The organism is Rhodococcus sp. 7Tela_A2 (genome assembly GCF_049311045.1).
In the GTDB taxonomy this organism is placed as follows: Bacteria; Actinomycetota; Actinomycetes; order Mycobacteriales; family Mycobacteriaceae; genus Rhodococcus.
This window is the reverse complement of record NZ_JAXION010000002.1, coordinates 18,391-32,737: the sequence shown is the minus strand read 5'-3', so window position 1 is coordinate 32,737 and position 14,347 is coordinate 18,391. Positions and strand designations below refer to the sequence as shown.

At 66.1% G+C, this 14,347-nt stretch carries 13 protein-coding genes and 1 pseudogene; 5 read left to right on the top strand and 9 right to left on the bottom strand.

Features of this window, described 5'->3' with window-relative positions; genetic code table 11:
- Window positions 1-54 precede the first annotated feature (54 nt).
- From fadD5 to TVH25_RS00585, 3 genes and pseudogenes are all read right to left on the bottom strand, one after another.
- Window positions 55-1,609 (bottom strand): annotated as a pseudogene (gene fadD5, locus TVH25_RS00595) (fatty-acid--CoA ligase FadD5).
- 349 nt (window positions 1,610-1,958) lie between these two features.
- Window positions 1,959-2,741: an enoyl-CoA hydratase gene (locus TVH25_RS00590; protein WP_422423113.1), complete on the bottom strand. Its 783-nt coding sequence runs from the start codon at window positions 2,739-2,741 to the stop codon at window positions 1,959-1,961.
- Entirely contained in the window at window positions 2,738-3,727 is a 990-nt protein-coding gene (locus tag TVH25_RS00585; protein WP_422423111.1) for an NAD(P)H-dependent flavin oxidoreductase, read from the bottom strand. The genes TVH25_RS00590 and TVH25_RS00585 overlap by 4 nt, the downstream gene beginning before the upstream one ends.
- A 254-nt stretch (window positions 3,728-3,981) precedes the next feature.
- Between TVH25_RS00585 and TVH25_RS00580 the strand changes: the two genes are divergently transcribed.
- From TVH25_RS00580 to TVH25_RS00570, 3 genes are read left to right on the top strand one after another with little or no spacing between them, the layout of a single operon-like run.
- Window positions 3,982-5,244 carry a TetR/AcrR family transcriptional regulator gene (locus TVH25_RS00580; protein ID WP_169622592.1) on the top strand — a complete coding sequence of 421 codons (1,263 nt, stop codon included), beginning with the start codon at window positions 3,982-3,984 and terminating at the stop codon, window positions 5,242-5,244.
- Window positions 5,241-6,353, top strand: a complete 1,113-nt coding sequence (locus tag TVH25_RS00575; protein WP_422423110.1) for an NAD(P)-dependent alcohol dehydrogenase — start codon at window positions 5,241-5,243, stop codon at window positions 6,351-6,353. The genes TVH25_RS00580 and TVH25_RS00575 overlap by 4 nt, the downstream gene beginning before the upstream one ends.
- Window positions 6,354-6,363: 10 nt before the next feature.
- On the top strand, window positions 6,364-6,840 hold the full coding sequence (locus TVH25_RS00570) for a DUF4334 domain-containing protein (protein WP_169622590.1): 477 nt from the start codon (window positions 6,364-6,366) through the stop codon (window positions 6,838-6,840).
- Window positions 6,841-6,848: 8 nt separating this feature from the next.
- On the opposite strand, the gene TVH25_RS00565 is transcribed toward TVH25_RS00570, so the two are convergent.
- Both TVH25_RS00565 and TVH25_RS00560 read right to left on the bottom strand, forming a co-directional pair.
- On the bottom strand, window positions 6,849-7,691 hold the full coding sequence (locus tag TVH25_RS00565) for an oxygenase MpaB family protein (protein ID WP_422423109.1): 843 nt from the start codon (window positions 7,689-7,691) through the stop codon (window positions 6,849-6,851).
- Between the two features lie 80 nt (window positions 7,692-7,771).
- Window positions 7,772-8,521, bottom strand: coding sequence for a GntR family transcriptional regulator (locus tag TVH25_RS00560; protein ID WP_422423107.1), 750 nt, complete (start codon window positions 8,519-8,521; stop codon window positions 7,772-7,774).
- A gap of 129 nt (window positions 8,522-8,650) precedes the next feature.
- Here TVH25_RS00560 and TVH25_RS00555 point away from each other — a divergent pair, with 129 nt between their 5' ends.
- On the top strand, window positions 8,651-10,189 hold the full coding sequence (locus TVH25_RS00555; RefSeq protein ID WP_422423105.1) for an aldehyde dehydrogenase family protein: 1,539 nt from the start codon (window positions 8,651-8,653) through the stop codon (window positions 10,187-10,189).
- A gap of 4 nt (window positions 10,190-10,193) precedes the next feature.
- Entirely contained in the window at window positions 10,194-11,162 is a 969-nt protein-coding gene (locus TVH25_RS00550) for an oxygenase MpaB family protein (RefSeq protein ID WP_422423104.1), read from the top strand.
- Between the two features lie 48 nt (window positions 11,163-11,210).
- On the opposite strand, the gene TVH25_RS00545 is transcribed toward TVH25_RS00550, so the two are convergent.
- The 4 genes from TVH25_RS00545 to TVH25_RS00530 all read right to left on the bottom strand — a co-directional run bounded on the left by TVH25_RS00545 (window position 11,211) and on the right by TVH25_RS00530 (window position 14,304).
- On the bottom strand, window positions 11,211-12,620 hold the full coding sequence (locus TVH25_RS00545; protein ID WP_378528582.1) for an MFS transporter: 1,410 nt from the start codon (window positions 12,618-12,620) through the stop codon (window positions 11,211-11,213).
- 146 nt (window positions 12,621-12,766) lie between these two features.
- Window positions 12,767-13,342: a TetR family transcriptional regulator gene (locus TVH25_RS00540; RefSeq protein WP_422423154.1), complete on the bottom strand. Its 576-nt coding sequence runs from the start codon at window positions 13,340-13,342 to the stop codon at window positions 12,767-12,769.
- Window positions 13,343-13,362: 20 nt separating this feature from the next.
- Window positions 13,363-13,971, bottom strand: coding sequence for a recombination mediator RecR (gene recR, locus TVH25_RS00535; RefSeq protein WP_169622585.1), 609 nt, complete (start codon window positions 13,969-13,971; stop codon window positions 13,363-13,365).
- 9 nt (window positions 13,972-13,980) lie between these two features.
- Window positions 13,981-14,304 (bottom strand): YbaB/EbfC family nucleoid-associated protein, encoded by a 324-nt coding sequence (locus TVH25_RS00530; protein WP_378528584.1) that lies wholly within the window; start codon window positions 14,302-14,304, stop codon window positions 13,981-13,983.
- Between the last annotated feature and the right edge of the window lie 43 nt (window positions 14,305-14,347).

The following is a 14,347-nucleotide window of genomic DNA, read 5'->3' as shown; positions in this document are numbered from 1 at the left end:
TTCACTGATCCACGGCCCGGTCCCGAACGCGACCGGGTGGCCGGTGCGGGAGGGTCAGCCTTGAATCACGGCGGACAATCCGCCGCGGAGTTGGCCCTTGACGACCTTGCCGCGGGGGGTGGGGGGGCACGCCCTCGACGAGCACGACTTCCTTGGGGTGCTTGTACCGCGCCAAGTGGTCGTCGAGGTAGGGCTGGAGTTCCTCGATGGTGAGGTCGTCGGTGCCGGGTCCGAGCGCGAGCACCGCCACGGGGACCTCGCCCCACTTCGAATTCGGACGGCCGACGACAGCGGCTTCGAGAACCTTCGGGTGCCCGAAGAGGACGTTCTCTACCTCGGCGCAGTAGATGTTCTCGCCGCCCGAGATGATCATGTCCTTCTTGCGGTCGACGACGTAGACGAAACCTTCGTCGTCGACGCGAACGAGATCTCCGGAATGGAACCATCCGCCGTAGAACGCGTCCGCCGTGGAGGACGGGTTGTTCCAGTATTCGCGCATCATGGTCGGCCCGCGATAGACGATCTCCCCGACCTGACCCGGTTCGACGTCGTTCATCTCGTCGTCGACGACACGCGCCTGAATCGTGGGGATGACCCGGCCGACGGATCCGAGCTTGCGAATCGCGTCGTTTCCGTCGAGGACGCACGTGATCGGCGACATCTCCGTCTGCCCGAACACCGCGACATTGAAAGCATCCGGGAAAGATTCGGCCATTGCGCGGAGGATGGTATCCGAACTCGGCGCCGCGCCCCAGGAGATGTTGCGCAGCTTCAGCTTTCGCGGGTTCGACTGCTGGGCTGCGCACACGGCCTGCCACTGCACGGGAACCAGGAACAGACTGGTCACCTGCTCCGCTTCGAGTACGTCGAGGAGCACCTCGGGGTCGAACGCGCCGACGGGGTGGATCACCGTCGTGGTGCCGAGCATCAGGCTCGGTGCGATCGAACCGAGCGCCGCGATGTGGAACATCGGCGACGCACAGAACCCGATGCCGGATTCGTCGAAGAGGCGGAACGCCCGGATGCACGTGAGCGACTGGGCTTCCATGTTCGAATGTGTGAGCACAGCGCCCTTCGGGCGGCCGGTGGTTCCGGAGGTGTACATGATGAGCGCCGGCGTGTCGTTCGGGATCTCCACCGGAGTGCGGGCATCGCCGTCCTCGGCGACGAGGTCGTCGTAACTCACGGCGTCGCCCTCGGGTTCGGCACCGAGGGTGACGAAGAGTTCGATGCCTTCCGACTGTGCTCGCGCAGCGGCGGCGAGCGGGACGAGTGGCCCTTCGGCGACAATGGCTTTCGCACCGGAATCGGCGACGAGGAATGCCACCTCGGGCGCGGTCAAGCGGAAGTTCACGGGGACCGCTATGGCTCCGAGCGCATTGGCGGCCAGTACCGTCTCGAGGTATTCGGGGCGGTTGAGCATCAGCACGATCACCCGGTCGCCGAAGCCGATGCCCCGCCGCGACAGCGCATCTGCCAGCTTGTCGATCCGTGCGTCCAGCTGAGACCAGGAGATGGATTCGCCCAGGAATCGGAGTGCGGTGCGGTCGGGAATCATCAACGCGTGCCGGGAGACCTGGTTGTTCCAGTTGTTGCTACGAAAACGCATCGACTCGGTGACAGTCGATCGGGTGCCGGTCGATCCGGGAGTGCCTGCGGGGGGCGCCATCGATGGGTCCTCTCGTGACGGGACAGGAAGGCGAACCGGTGGGAAGCCGAGCCTTCGATGTGTGAGGCACATTACAGGGGCGACGGTGGTAAGACCAGAGTTTTGTTAACGTAGATTCTCCACGGTCGAACACTGACAGAGCGCGATATCCCGAAAGGGAGCAGACCCGAACGACGCGTGTGTTATCCGCTTTCAGCAGCGGCTTTTCCGAATGGCACCGTGCAGCGTTGTGATGCCGCCGTCCGCGACCCCCGCCGGAAAGTGCACGGTCCGTCGAACGTTTCCGGCGCTACGCGAAGCGGGCGGGGCGCTTCTCCAGCATCGCCATGGCGCCCTCGGCGAAATCCGCCGAAGTGAGCAGTTCCACCTGACCTTCTTTCTCCCGCGCAAGCGCGCTGTCGAGCAGTGGGAGGGTCGCGGCGTTGAGTGCTTTCTTGGTGAGGGCCTGTGCGCGTCGGGGTCCCCGCGCGGTGCGCGCGGCCACCGCGTCCACGTGTGCCGCGAGTTCGTCGTCCGGCAGTGTCCGCGCCACCAGTCCGAAACGGTCGGCGTCCGCGCCACCGATGCGTTCGCCGAGCAGCGCCATCTCGGCCGCGCGAGCGCGGCCGATCGCGGCCGGAACGAGCAGACTCGCCCCACCGTCGGGCATCAACCCGATGTTCACGAAGGACAGCAGGAAGTATGCGCTCTCGGCAGCGTAGGTAAGGTCGGCGACGAGGGCTATCGACACTCCGACACCGGCGGCAGGACCGTTCACTGCCGCGATGACGGGAACGGAAACGTCGGTGATCGCGCGGATCAAACCGGTAGTGGCATCCATCGCCACGGTCGGGTCCTGCGGATTCGCCGCTCCTGCAGCGAGATCCGCTCCGGTACAGAATGCCTTGCCCTCACCGGTGATAACGATCGTGCGCACCCGGGTGTCGGTATCGGCCGCCGTCACCGCGTCGCGCAGCGCCGACAACGTCGCCAGATCGATCGCGTTCATTCGCTTGGGCCGGGAAATGGTGAGCCTGAGGATCCCGTCGGCGAGTTCGGAGCGGAGTCCCTCGACGGTGGACGTTGCGGTCATGCCCCCACCTCCGAGCCGGCGGCCACGAAACCCTGGAGCCGGCTGGTGATGATGTCCTCGGCTTCGGCGACCATGCGTGTGACGAGGTCCGACACCGTCGGTATGTCGTCGATCAGCCCCTGACTCTGACCCGCGCTCCAGATTCCTGCGTCGAGGTCTCCGTACTCGAACACCTTCCGGCCGCGGGCGCCCGAGACGAGGTGCTGGATATCTCCGAACTCCGCTCCGTCCGACTCGATGTCGACAACCTCGCGACTGACGGCATTGGAGGCGACGCGGGCCGTGTTCCGGAGCGTCCGGAAGATGAGCTTGGTGTCGAGTTCGGTATTCCGGACGATCTGCTCCTTGACCTCCTGCGCTACCGGCGACTCGACCGTGCACATGAACCGGGTGCCCATGTTCACCCCCTCGGCACCGAGCGCGAGTGCGGCTACGAGACCGCGGGCGTCGGCGATTCCACCGGATGCGATCACCGGGATCGTGAGCTTGCGGGTAGCGGCCGGGATGAGGATCAGGCCCGGCACATCGTCTTCACCGGGGTGCCCGGCACATTCGAAGCCGTCGATACTCACCGCGTCCACGCCGATCCGTTCCGCTTTGACCGCGTGACGAACGCTGGTGCATTTGTGGATCACCTTGATACCGGCGTCCTTGAAAAAGGGAAGGTGGTCCGCGGGGTTGAATCCCGCTGTTTCGACGATCTCGATACCCGAGTCGACGATGGCCTGCCGGTATTCGGCGTACGGAGGCGGGTTGATCGAGGGAAGAATGGTGAGGTTGACACCGAACGGCTTGTCGGTGAGTTCGCGGGTCCGCTCGATCTCACGCACGAGATCCTCGGGGGTCGGCTGCGTCAGAGCCGTGATGAAGCCGAGCGCGCCGGCATCGGCGACAGCGGCGACCAGTTCGGCGCGGCCGACCCACATCATGCCGCCCTGAACGATGGGATGTTCCACCCCGAACATCTCGGTGAATCGAGTCCTCACGGGTCCCCCTCGGATCCTGGATGTGCTTGTGTCCAGCACGATTCCCTACCTCAATTCCATGAATTGCATTGAGAATCGGTGTTAACTTTGGTGGCTCCTCCGGGGTTTGTCAATACGTTCTGTACTGCGGTTTTCCGCCGCTCGCGAGGAAGATGCGCGTTCCTTTCCGCGGGGTGCGGCTGTTACCTTTGAAACCGACCATCCCCCTACGGCCCCGGTCGTGGGCCGCGCTCCACCCCATCCGAGGAGGCCCGGTGCCCGAACACGCGCAGGTCGAGGCGCGCAACCGCGCGGAGGCCGGCTCCGCCACTCCCGCACCGCGCCGCCGGCCCAAGAACCGGAAGGCGCAGATCGCCACCGTTGCCGCCGAGGCCTTCAGCGAACGCGGCTACCACGGAGTGAGCATCGACGAGATCGCGTCCGCAGTCGGCATTTCCGGTCCCGCGCTGTACCGGCACTTCCCGAACAAGTACGCGCTCTTCCACCACGCCGTCGCCACGCTCGCCGACGCGCTCGAAGGCGCATTGAACGAGCTCGATCCGGGGGACGACCAGGATCCGGCCGACGTGCTCGACCGGCAGCTCACCTCGCTCATCCGGACCACCGTCGACAACCGGCGCACCGGGGGTCTGTATCGCTGGGAGCGGCGGTACCTCACCAGCGACGACCGCAGCGTGATCCGCTCGAAGATGGTGGCGATCAACAGGCGGCTCGCGCATACCCTCTCCCGTCTGCGACCCGATCTTTCCGATTCCGACCACGTGTTGCTCAGCACGGCCGTGCTCAGTGTCATCGGCTCGATCACCACCCACCGCGCACCGTTGTCCACCCGTCGCATCCAGCAGTTGCTGCTCGATGCCTGCCGCGCACTCGCCGCGGTCCCCCTCGTACCGGATCTCCCGGAAGCCGACCCGGCGCCCGCACCACAGGGCCTCACCATGGCGAACAAACGCGAAGTGCTGCTCCACGAGGCCGTGTTGCTGTTCGATGCCCGTGGTTACCACGAGGTGAGCATCGAGGAGATCGGGGCGGCGGCGGGCATCAACGCCTCCGGGGTCTACCGGCACTTTCCCAGCAAAGCCGAACTTCTCGCAGCCGCGTTCCGGCGCGCCGCCGATCGGGTGGCGGTGGCCGTGGGCGCGGCCCTGACCGAGTCGACGACACCGGCCCAGGCGCTCGAGACCCTCAGCGACTTCTTCATCCGGCTGTCGTTCGAGCACAGCGCACTGATGTCGGTGTATTTCGCGGAGATCGGGAACCTTCCGGCCCATCACCGCAGCGACCTGCGGAACATCCAGCGACTCAACATCGAGGACTGGGCGCGGCTCATCGGGGAACTGCGCAGCGACCTGTCGCCGGTGGAATGCCGCTTCCTCGTGCACGCGGCCCTCAACGTCGTGCTCGACACCGGCAACCTCCTGCGATTCCGGTCCACCGCATCCACGCGGCGCCGAGTGCAGCAGTTGATGCTCGCGATACTGCTCGGCACACCCCGGCCGGAAGCACAGCACGGATGAGCCGCACGGCGACAGCAGCAGTTCTCCGGACGTACGGGGCGCCGTTGCAACTCGAGCAGGTCAGCGTCCCCGATCTTCGTCCCGACGAAGTCCTCGTGCGCATTCGTGGCGTCGGAATCTGCCACACCGACCTCACCGCGGCGGCAGGGGGCGTCCCCATTCCGGTGCCCGCGGTCCTCGGACACGAGGGCGCCGGCATCGTCACCGAAGTCGGCACGTCGGTGACGCGACTCGCGGTCGGCGACGCGGTGGTTCTGGGTTTCGATTCGTGTCGGCAGTGCCGCAATTGCACACGCGGCCGACCCTCGTATTGCGCCCGCTTCGCCGGGCTCAACTACGGCGGTACCCGGAGCGACGGCACGACGGTTCTTCAGGACGCGCACGGGAATCCCCTGCACGGTAACTGGTTCGGGCAATCGTCCTTCTCGTCGCTGGCGGTGGTCACCGAGCGCAATGCGGTGCGGCTGCCCGCCGACGTACAGGTCGCTCTCGCGGGACCTCTCGGATGCGGGCTCGCCACCGGCGCGGGCACCGTCCTCCGGGTTCTTCGCCCGGAACCCGATTCGTCGATAGTGGTGTTCGGTCTCGGTGCCGTCGGGATGGCCGCGATCATGGCCGCCCGCATCGCGGAGTGCACCACCATCATCGGTATCGACCCCAACCGTCGCCGGCACGACCTCGCGCGCGAACTCGGGGCCACCGAGGTGGTATCGCCCGACGAGCACGACGACCTCGGCCGTCATCTCCGTCGTCTCACGGGCGGCGGAGCCGATTTCGGGGTCGAAGCCGTCGGCACCGAAACGGTTGTTCGGCAGGCGTTGTCGTCGTTGGGCAGTCCCGGCGTGTGCGCGACACTCGGCCTGCAGGCAGGCCGCAATCCCATCACGGTCGATCAGACGCATCTGCTCGGCGGGCGCACGCTGACCGGAGTGATCGAAGGTGACGCGGATCCTCATCGGTTCCTGCCCGAACTCGCGGACCTGTGGCGTGACGGCCGTTTCCCCGTCGAGAAACTGGTCCGTACGTTCGACTTCACAAAACTCGACGACGCCCTCGATGCCGTGCGCTCGGGCGAAGTCGTCAAGGCAGTTCTGACCTTCGACAACTAGAGGAGACGACATGGACGTAGTTCGGCACGTCGCGGACCTTCGCGCCCGCACCGAGACAATCGATCCGCGCGAACTCGACGCGTTGTGGCCGCGTCTCACGCCGGCACGGATAGACGATCTCGTCGGATTCCGCTGGAAAGGGTTCAGCTTCGATACCGGCCATCGCACCCACGGGCTTCTCGGCGCGTCCCGGTGGTACGGGAAGACGTTCGTCTCACCGACCGAGGTGCAACCCCTGGTGTGCCGCGGTGAGGACGGGGAACTGTTCTCCGACAAGGAAACCGGTCGCGGAGAGGCGAGCCTGTGGGAAATCGTGTTCCGGGGCGAGGTGACCGCGACGATGGTGTACGACGGCATGCCCGTCTTCGACCACTTCAAGAAGGTCGACGACGACACACTGATCGGTGTGATGAACGGGAAGGGAAAACTCGTCTTCGACGGCGGAGAGCACTACTGGTTCGGACTCGAGCGCGACGTGGCTCTCTGAGTTCTCCGTCAGATGAGATGCTGCTGCGCTGCCATGCGGCGGCGCATGTCGCGCAGGTAGTACGTCGCCGACAACTGCCGGATCGGCCTCGGGACGAGGCGATAGAGCGGGGGAAAGACCTTCCAGAAGAGGTCGAATCGGCGCTGGTCGCGCCGACTCCACGGAAGGGCGAACTCCTCTCGCAACCGTTGCGGCAGAAGGCCTATCGTCATGAACCGCTGCACGGGCATCAGCGCGCGGACTGCGAGGGGGGCGTCGCCACCGGAAAGCAGGTGGCGCGTGAAGGCACGAACCTTCGCGTCCACCTCGAACGACGCGATCTTCTCGTCCCAGTACGCCTCGAAGTCGGCTCGCGTGGCCGGCCACATGTGTTCCTTGACCTGAAGCGCGGTTCCGTACACCGCCGATTGGCGATACAGGTGCTCGAGGTCGTTGTCGCCGAGTTCGCCGAACATGCGCGAGTACATCTCCGCACCGTTGCGGTACAGCGTCGCCGCCACCCACAGTTGGAGTTCAGGATCGAACGCGTTGTACGTCTCCGAATGCACCGGCACATGGGCCTTGTTGACCATCCGCACGATCTGCTGCTTCTCCTCGGGGGAACCGAGCGTGACCGCGTAGACGTAGGTCATGGTGGTCCGCAGCCGGTCGAGCGGCCGTTGCAACGTGGTGCTGTGCTCGGCAACGCCGTGCCCGACTCCTCGCTCCGCGAGTTGCAGGAGAACAGTGGCCCCTGCTCCGAGGAGCAACATGGACTCACCCACGAAATCGGCGAGGTCGACGGAGCCGGGCGGAATCGGACGGGACTCGGTGGCGACGCGGGGTGCGCCCTCTCCGGTGCGGGTCACCATGGGCTCTCCTGACGGGAATACGGATGCAGCACGGTCATTCGAATTGTGCACACCCGTGTTCAGATAGGCAAGCGCCGGTCCTACACCCCCGGCCGGTCCGTCACCACCCGCCGGCGATGCTCGACCAACCTCTCCGCCGCGTCGTCGAACTGCACCAGGGTCTGCGTGATCACCTCGTTGTGATCGCGGACCCGCATCGCCTCGATGAGCTTGGTGTGCGCCGTGACCGCCTTCGTCCCCCACCCGGTGTCGCGTGCGTAGAGGCGGTACGGGATGACACGTGCCGCATTGTTGAGGAACCAGGCGAGTTTGGGACTGCCCGCGATGCGGTTGACCTCCCGATGGAAGTCGAACTCCGCGTCGGCGATCCGCTCCACATCCGGCACCGCGCCGCCGGGAAGAGCGACGAGCGAGCGCAACCGCTCGTTGAGTTCCGCGAGCCGCACGAGATCCTCGGCAGTGACCCGATCCACGGCGCGCAGCGCCAGTTCCACCGCGATCTGCCCCTGCAACCAGAAGATGTCGTCGATGTCGGACCTGTTCAGGGGCGAGACCCGGTATCCACGATTCGGCGCCGACTCGACCATTCCTTCGCCCCGCAGCGTGAGGAGCGCTTCGCGCACCGGCGTGACGCTGACCCCGAGTTCGGCGGCCGTCTCGTCGAGGCGGATGAAATCTCCGGGCCGGAGCGCGCCCGACATGATCGAGCCGCGCAAGTGCCCCGCGACCTCGTCGGACAACTGCGGTCGCCGCCGCATCGGCAACCCCGCCCGCGGCCGGATCCCGCCCCGCTCACTGGCCTTGTCGGTGCTCGGTGTGGGTGCCGACATATCGTCTCCTGAGGTAGTCCGGACAACTGCACACAGGGGTTGTCCAATCACCGCGACAGCGCCTAATGTGATGTCCACTACAGCTATCACATCAAATATATTTGATGCGGTCCACAGGAAGTGTCGGTCATGACCCAGAATCTCAGTCCCTCGGAGACCTCGGAAGCGGGTACCGCGAAGGCGGGTGCCGCCTCGGAAAACTCCGACACGTTCGCCAGCCTCGACCCCCGCACCGGCGAGGTGATCGCCGAGTATCCGATCGCCGATGCCGCCGAGGTTGCCGCCGCCGTGGACCGCGCACGGATCGCCTCACGCTGGTGGGAGGCGCAGGGATTCCGCGGACGCCGGGAGTGGCTGCTCGAGTTCAAGAAAGCCATCGCGTCCGATGCCACCTCGCTCGCCACCGTCGTGTCGAGGGAGACCGGAAAGCCGTACGGGGACGCGTTCCTCGAAGTCCTGCTCGCGGTCGAACACCTCGACTGGGCCGCGCGCAACGCGAAGAAGGTGCTTCGCCCGCGCAGGGTCCCGTCGGGCGTCGCAAGCTTCAACCAGGCGGCCACCCTCGAGTACAAGCCGCTCGGCGTCGTCGGTGCGATCGGGCCGTGGAACTACCCGGTCTACACGCCGATGGGTTCCATTGCCTACTCGCTGGCCGCAGGAAACGCGGTCGTCTTCAAGCCGAGCGAACTCACGCCGGGCGTCGGAAAGTGGCTCGAGGACAAGTGGAACTCGATTTCCCCGTCCCAGCCTGTGTTCCAGGTGATCACGGGTCTCGGGGAAACGGGTTCGGCGTTGGTCCGATCGGGTGTCGACAAGGTCGCGTTCACCGGATCCGGTCCCACCGCACGCAAAGTCATGGCCGCGTGTGCCGAGACGCTGACCCCGCTCGTCGCCGAGTGTGGCGGTAAGGACGCAATGATCGTCGCGGCCGACGCCGACATCGACAAGGCGGTGGAATTCGCCGCCTTCGGTGCGTTCGGCAACGCCGGCCAGACATGCGCGGGCGTCGAACGGATCTACGTCGTCGAGCCTGTCTACCGCGAGTTCCTCGACAAGCTCACCGCGACCGTCTCGCGCGCACATCCGGGCGGGGACACCGATTCGACCTACGGCCCGATGACTCTGCCGCGCCAGGTGGACGTCGTGCGCGGCCATATCGAGGATGCGCTCGCGAGCGGGGGCAAAGCGGTACTCGGCGGCCTCGACTCGATCCAGGGTCTCGTCATCGGACCAGTCATCCTCACCGACGTCCCCGAGACGTCCACGGCCGTGTGCGAAGAAACCTTCGGTCCCACGGTGGTGGTCAACCAGGTTCGCGACCTGGACGAGGCGGTCGATCGCGCCAACGGCACCGAATACGGTCTCGGGGCGTCGATCTTCATCGGCAACAAGTCCAAGGGACGCGAGCTCGCCGAGCGCCTGCGCAACGGCATGGTGTCGATCAACTCGGTGCTCGGTTTCGCCGCCATCGCGTCGCTGCCGTTCGGTGGCGTCGGCGAGTCGGGCTTCGGACGCATCCACGGCGCCGACGGTCTTCGCGAGTTCAGCCGCCCCAAGTCGGTCACGGTGGAGAGGTTCAGTTCCCCACTGAAACTGATGAGCCTCGAGCGGCCGGCGCGTGACCTGAGGATCTCCGAACTCATGCTCAAGTACATGCACGGAAGGTGACCGGATGACGACCACTCCCCCGCGCACCCGCAGCCGCAAGGCGGCCGTGGTGGCGAGTCCCGCGGCTCGTATCGAGAAGGCAGGAACGTTCTCGCCCCCGGACCGCGAGCCTCGCCCGCGGCGGGGTCGCATGGGGTGGGTCAAGGTCATCGAGAAACTCGACCCGGTGACGCAGCACCAGGACATCCACCGGATCACCGCCGGGTACGAATTCCCTTGGGACTACCAGCGTTCCCTCGAATTCGCGTTGTTCCGTACGTACTGCGTTCCCACCATTTCCGCACTCCTCGCGCGCACCGGTGAATTCGAGAAGCGCCCGCAGAAGCGTTACGACGACACAGCGCTGCTGATGGCCGAACTCGTCGAGCACGGATACGACGCCGAACGCGGCCGCGAATCGCTGCGGAACATCAACCGGATGCACGGCAAGTACTCGATCGACAACGACGACATGCTGTACGTGCTGTCGACCTTCGCGTTCGACCCGCTCGACTGGATCGACAGGTACGGGTGGCGTCGCCTCCACCCGAACGAACGTCTCGCGTCGTTCCACTTCTACCGGCAGGTCGGTATCCGCATGGGTATCAAGGACATTCCGGAGACGTTCCAGGAGTACTACCGGTTCAAGCAGGAGTACGAGCGGACGAGGTTCGTCTACAGCGACGACAACCACGCCATCGGGACCTACACGCTGCGGCTGTTCCAGTCCTGGTACCCGAAACCGCTGCGCGGTGGAGTCGAGAAGGTCGTGTACTCGCTGATCGACGACCGGATGGCCGCGGCGTTCGGGTTCCCGAAGGGCTCGGCTCGGATGCGGGCGGTGTCCGAGGGTGCGCTGCGCGCACGGTCCGCACTGGTCCGCCGCTTCCCGAAACGGCGGGCGTCGCTCTCCGCAAGCAATCCGAGCAACCGGACCTACCCGGGTTACCCGCTCGGATACCGCCCGCGCGACCTCGGCGTAGAGCAGCACTGACGTCGCAGCGCCCAGGCCCCGCCCGTCGCCGTCAGACCCCCGCCGCCGTCAGACTGTCGTCGAGCGGGGCCGACGCGTCTGTCGTGACGGCAGCGCGAACGCCGACGCGAAGACCACGATCGCGCATGCGGCACACACCAGATAGGCGATGACGAACCCGGCGGTGCTCACACCGCCCGCGAAGGCGTGAGCGGCGAGCACCGATGCGACCACTGCGCTGCACACCGTGCTGCCCACCGTGCGCAGCAGAACGTTGACGCCGTTGGCTGCTGCGTTCTGCTCCAGGGGGACCGCTCCGAGAATCAGCACCGGCAACGTGCAGTACACGAGCGACGTGCCGACTGCCGCGACGAAGATCGCGGCCACGACCAGCCAGAGCGGTTTGTCCGGCACCGCGTGGATGCCGTAGCCGGCGAGCAGGAACAGCGCACCGATCATGATCGTCACCTTCGGACCGAATCGCTCGGTGATCCGCGACGCCACGATCGCAAAGATCATCATGGCGACGCTCGCGGCGAGCTGGCACGCCGCCGCCTGAAGGATCGTCAGACCGTATCCCGCGCCCTCGCCCCGCGGTGCCTGCAGCAACTGGGTGGTGATGAGTGTATTTCCGTAGAACGCGAACCCGACGAGCAACGCCGACAGGTGCGGGGTGAGCACGGAACGCCGAGCGGCGACGCGAAGGTCGACGAGCGGATTGCGGTTGCGCAGTTGCTGGAAGCCCCAGATGCCGAAGACGACCACGGCGGATGCGGCCATGGACAGCACTGCCGGGCTCGTCCAGCCCCACGAACTGCCCTGGGTGATGGGCACCAGCAAACAGATCAGTGCTGCCGACAGTCCGGCCGCACCCACCACGTCGAAGCGCCCGCCCGCGCGGCTGTCCGATTCCGGCACGACGAACCACGCCGCAAGCGTCACGCCCGCACCGATGGCCGCGGTGACCCAGAACAGCAGGTGCCAGTCGGCGAATTGCACGATGGCTGCGGCGAAGGGGATTCCGATCGCGGTGCCGATGCCGAGGGTCGAGCTGAGCATCGCAACCGAGCGGTCCACGCGATCGCGCGGCAGCACCTCGCGCAGGATCGCCATGCCGATCGGAAGCACTGCGGCGCCCGCTCCCTGCAGGCCGCGCGCAAAGATGAGCAGCCCGATGTTCGAGGTCATGGCGCAGATCAGCGATCCGATGGTCATCACCGTGAATGCGATCAGGAGCATCTTCTTCTTGCCGATCATGTCGGCGAGGCGGCCGAAGATCGGTGTCATCACCGCGCCGACCAGCAGCGTCGCCGTCACCAACCACGACACCGCGGTCGGTCCGGCACCGGTGAAGCCCGGCATGCTGGGCAGTAGCGGCACCATGACCGTCTGCATGATCGCCTGGAAGACGGCTCCGACGGCGAGCACCGCGAAGACGAACCGGCGAAGGTCCGGACGACGGGCAGCGGAAGCGTCGATGCGGGTTCGTTCCGCGGGACGGAACCGGCGGGGCACGGACAGCCGCAGAGGGACCGAAACTGTCAAGGACCCTCCTCGGCATAGGTGAATGGGTGTTCACCAGATTAGGTGAACACCCATTTACCTCACAACACGAGTGAGACGATTCACTCCCGAATGCCGTCGAGAAGCGCCTGCACCACCGGTGCGTAGAGGGCCACGACCTCGTCCAGCGTCCCCGTGGCGTGCTCCCGCATCATGCGACGACGCATGATCGCGAGACCCATCACCGCCGACATCGCGAGTTCGGCGCGCAACCTCGCATCGACGCCCGGCAGCCTCGCGGCAAGGGCATCGATCATCTGCGTCGAATAGTTCTCACGCAGCAGCCGATTGCTCTCGTCGCTCGCCCCGCTCATGAACAGAATGTTCATGGACAACGGCTTGTACGGTTCGAGCGGACGGGCGAACATCGCAACCATCCGCTCCCCCAGCGTCTCCAGCGGGCCGTCGAACAGCACCTGCGCGCCGGCTTGGAAGTCCACCAGCGCTTCGTACAACTGCTCCTTCGAGCCGAAGTACTTGATGATCAGCGGAGCACTCACCCCCGCGTCCACCGCGATGTCCTTGAGGGTGATGTCGCGGTACGGCCGGGTCGCGAACGCCTTGCCCGCCGCATCGAGGATCAGCTTGCGCGTCTCGTCCGAACTCCGTCGGCGCTTCTCGGGTTCGTCCGGAGCGATGTCGTCCGCGGCTCCGCCGGTCACATCGCTCGCCGGCCCGACAGCGCACGTCCGAGGGTGAGCTCGTCCGCGAACTCGAGGTCACCGCCCATCGGCAGGCCGGACGCGAGGCGCGTCACGGTCAGCCCGGGGAAGTCGCGCAACATCCGGACCAGATACGTCGCGGTGGCCTCGCCCTCCGTGTTGGGATCGGTCGCGATGATCACCTCGGAGACGTCGACGCCGTCCTCCTGGTTGCCGATCCGGGTGAGCAGTTCCCGGATGTGCAACTGATCGGGCCCGATGCCGTTGAGCGGATCGAGCGCACCACCGAGCACGTGGTAGCGGCCGCGGAACTCGCGGGTGCGCTCGATCGCCTGCACGTCCTTGGGTTCCTCGACCACACAGATCTGTGTGCGGTCGCGCCGGAGGTCCGAACAGATCCTGCACCGCTCCCGATCCGACACGGTGCCGCACACCTCACAGAACTGAACCCCGTCGCGCACCTTCTGCAACGCCGCCTGGAGTCGGTCGATCTCGGGAGGTTCCACCGACAACAGATGGAACGCGATGCGCTGCGCACTTTTCGGCCCGACGCCGGGAAGCTTGCCCAGTTCGTCGATGAGGTCCTGTACCGGTCCTTCGTACAACGCGAACCTCTAGAGACCGGGCAAGCCGGGAATGCCGCCGCCGAGACCGCCGGCGAGCGGGCCGAGCTTCTCGGCGGCACTCTCCTGCGCCTTCGCGGATGCGTCGGCGATCGCACCGACCACCAGGTCCTGCAGGGTTTCGACATCGTCGGGATCGACGACCTTCGGATCGATGTGCACGGCGACGACCTCACCCGTGCCCTTCACCGTCGCGGTCACCAGGCCTCCACCGGCCTGACCGGTGACCTCCTCCTGTGACATTTCGTTCTGAGCGGCCATCAGTTGCTGCTGCATCTGCTGGGCCTGAGCGAGGAGTTGCTGCATGTCGGGCATTCCACCGGGTTGCACGGACACGTCCTTTCTGCACGTTTGTCTG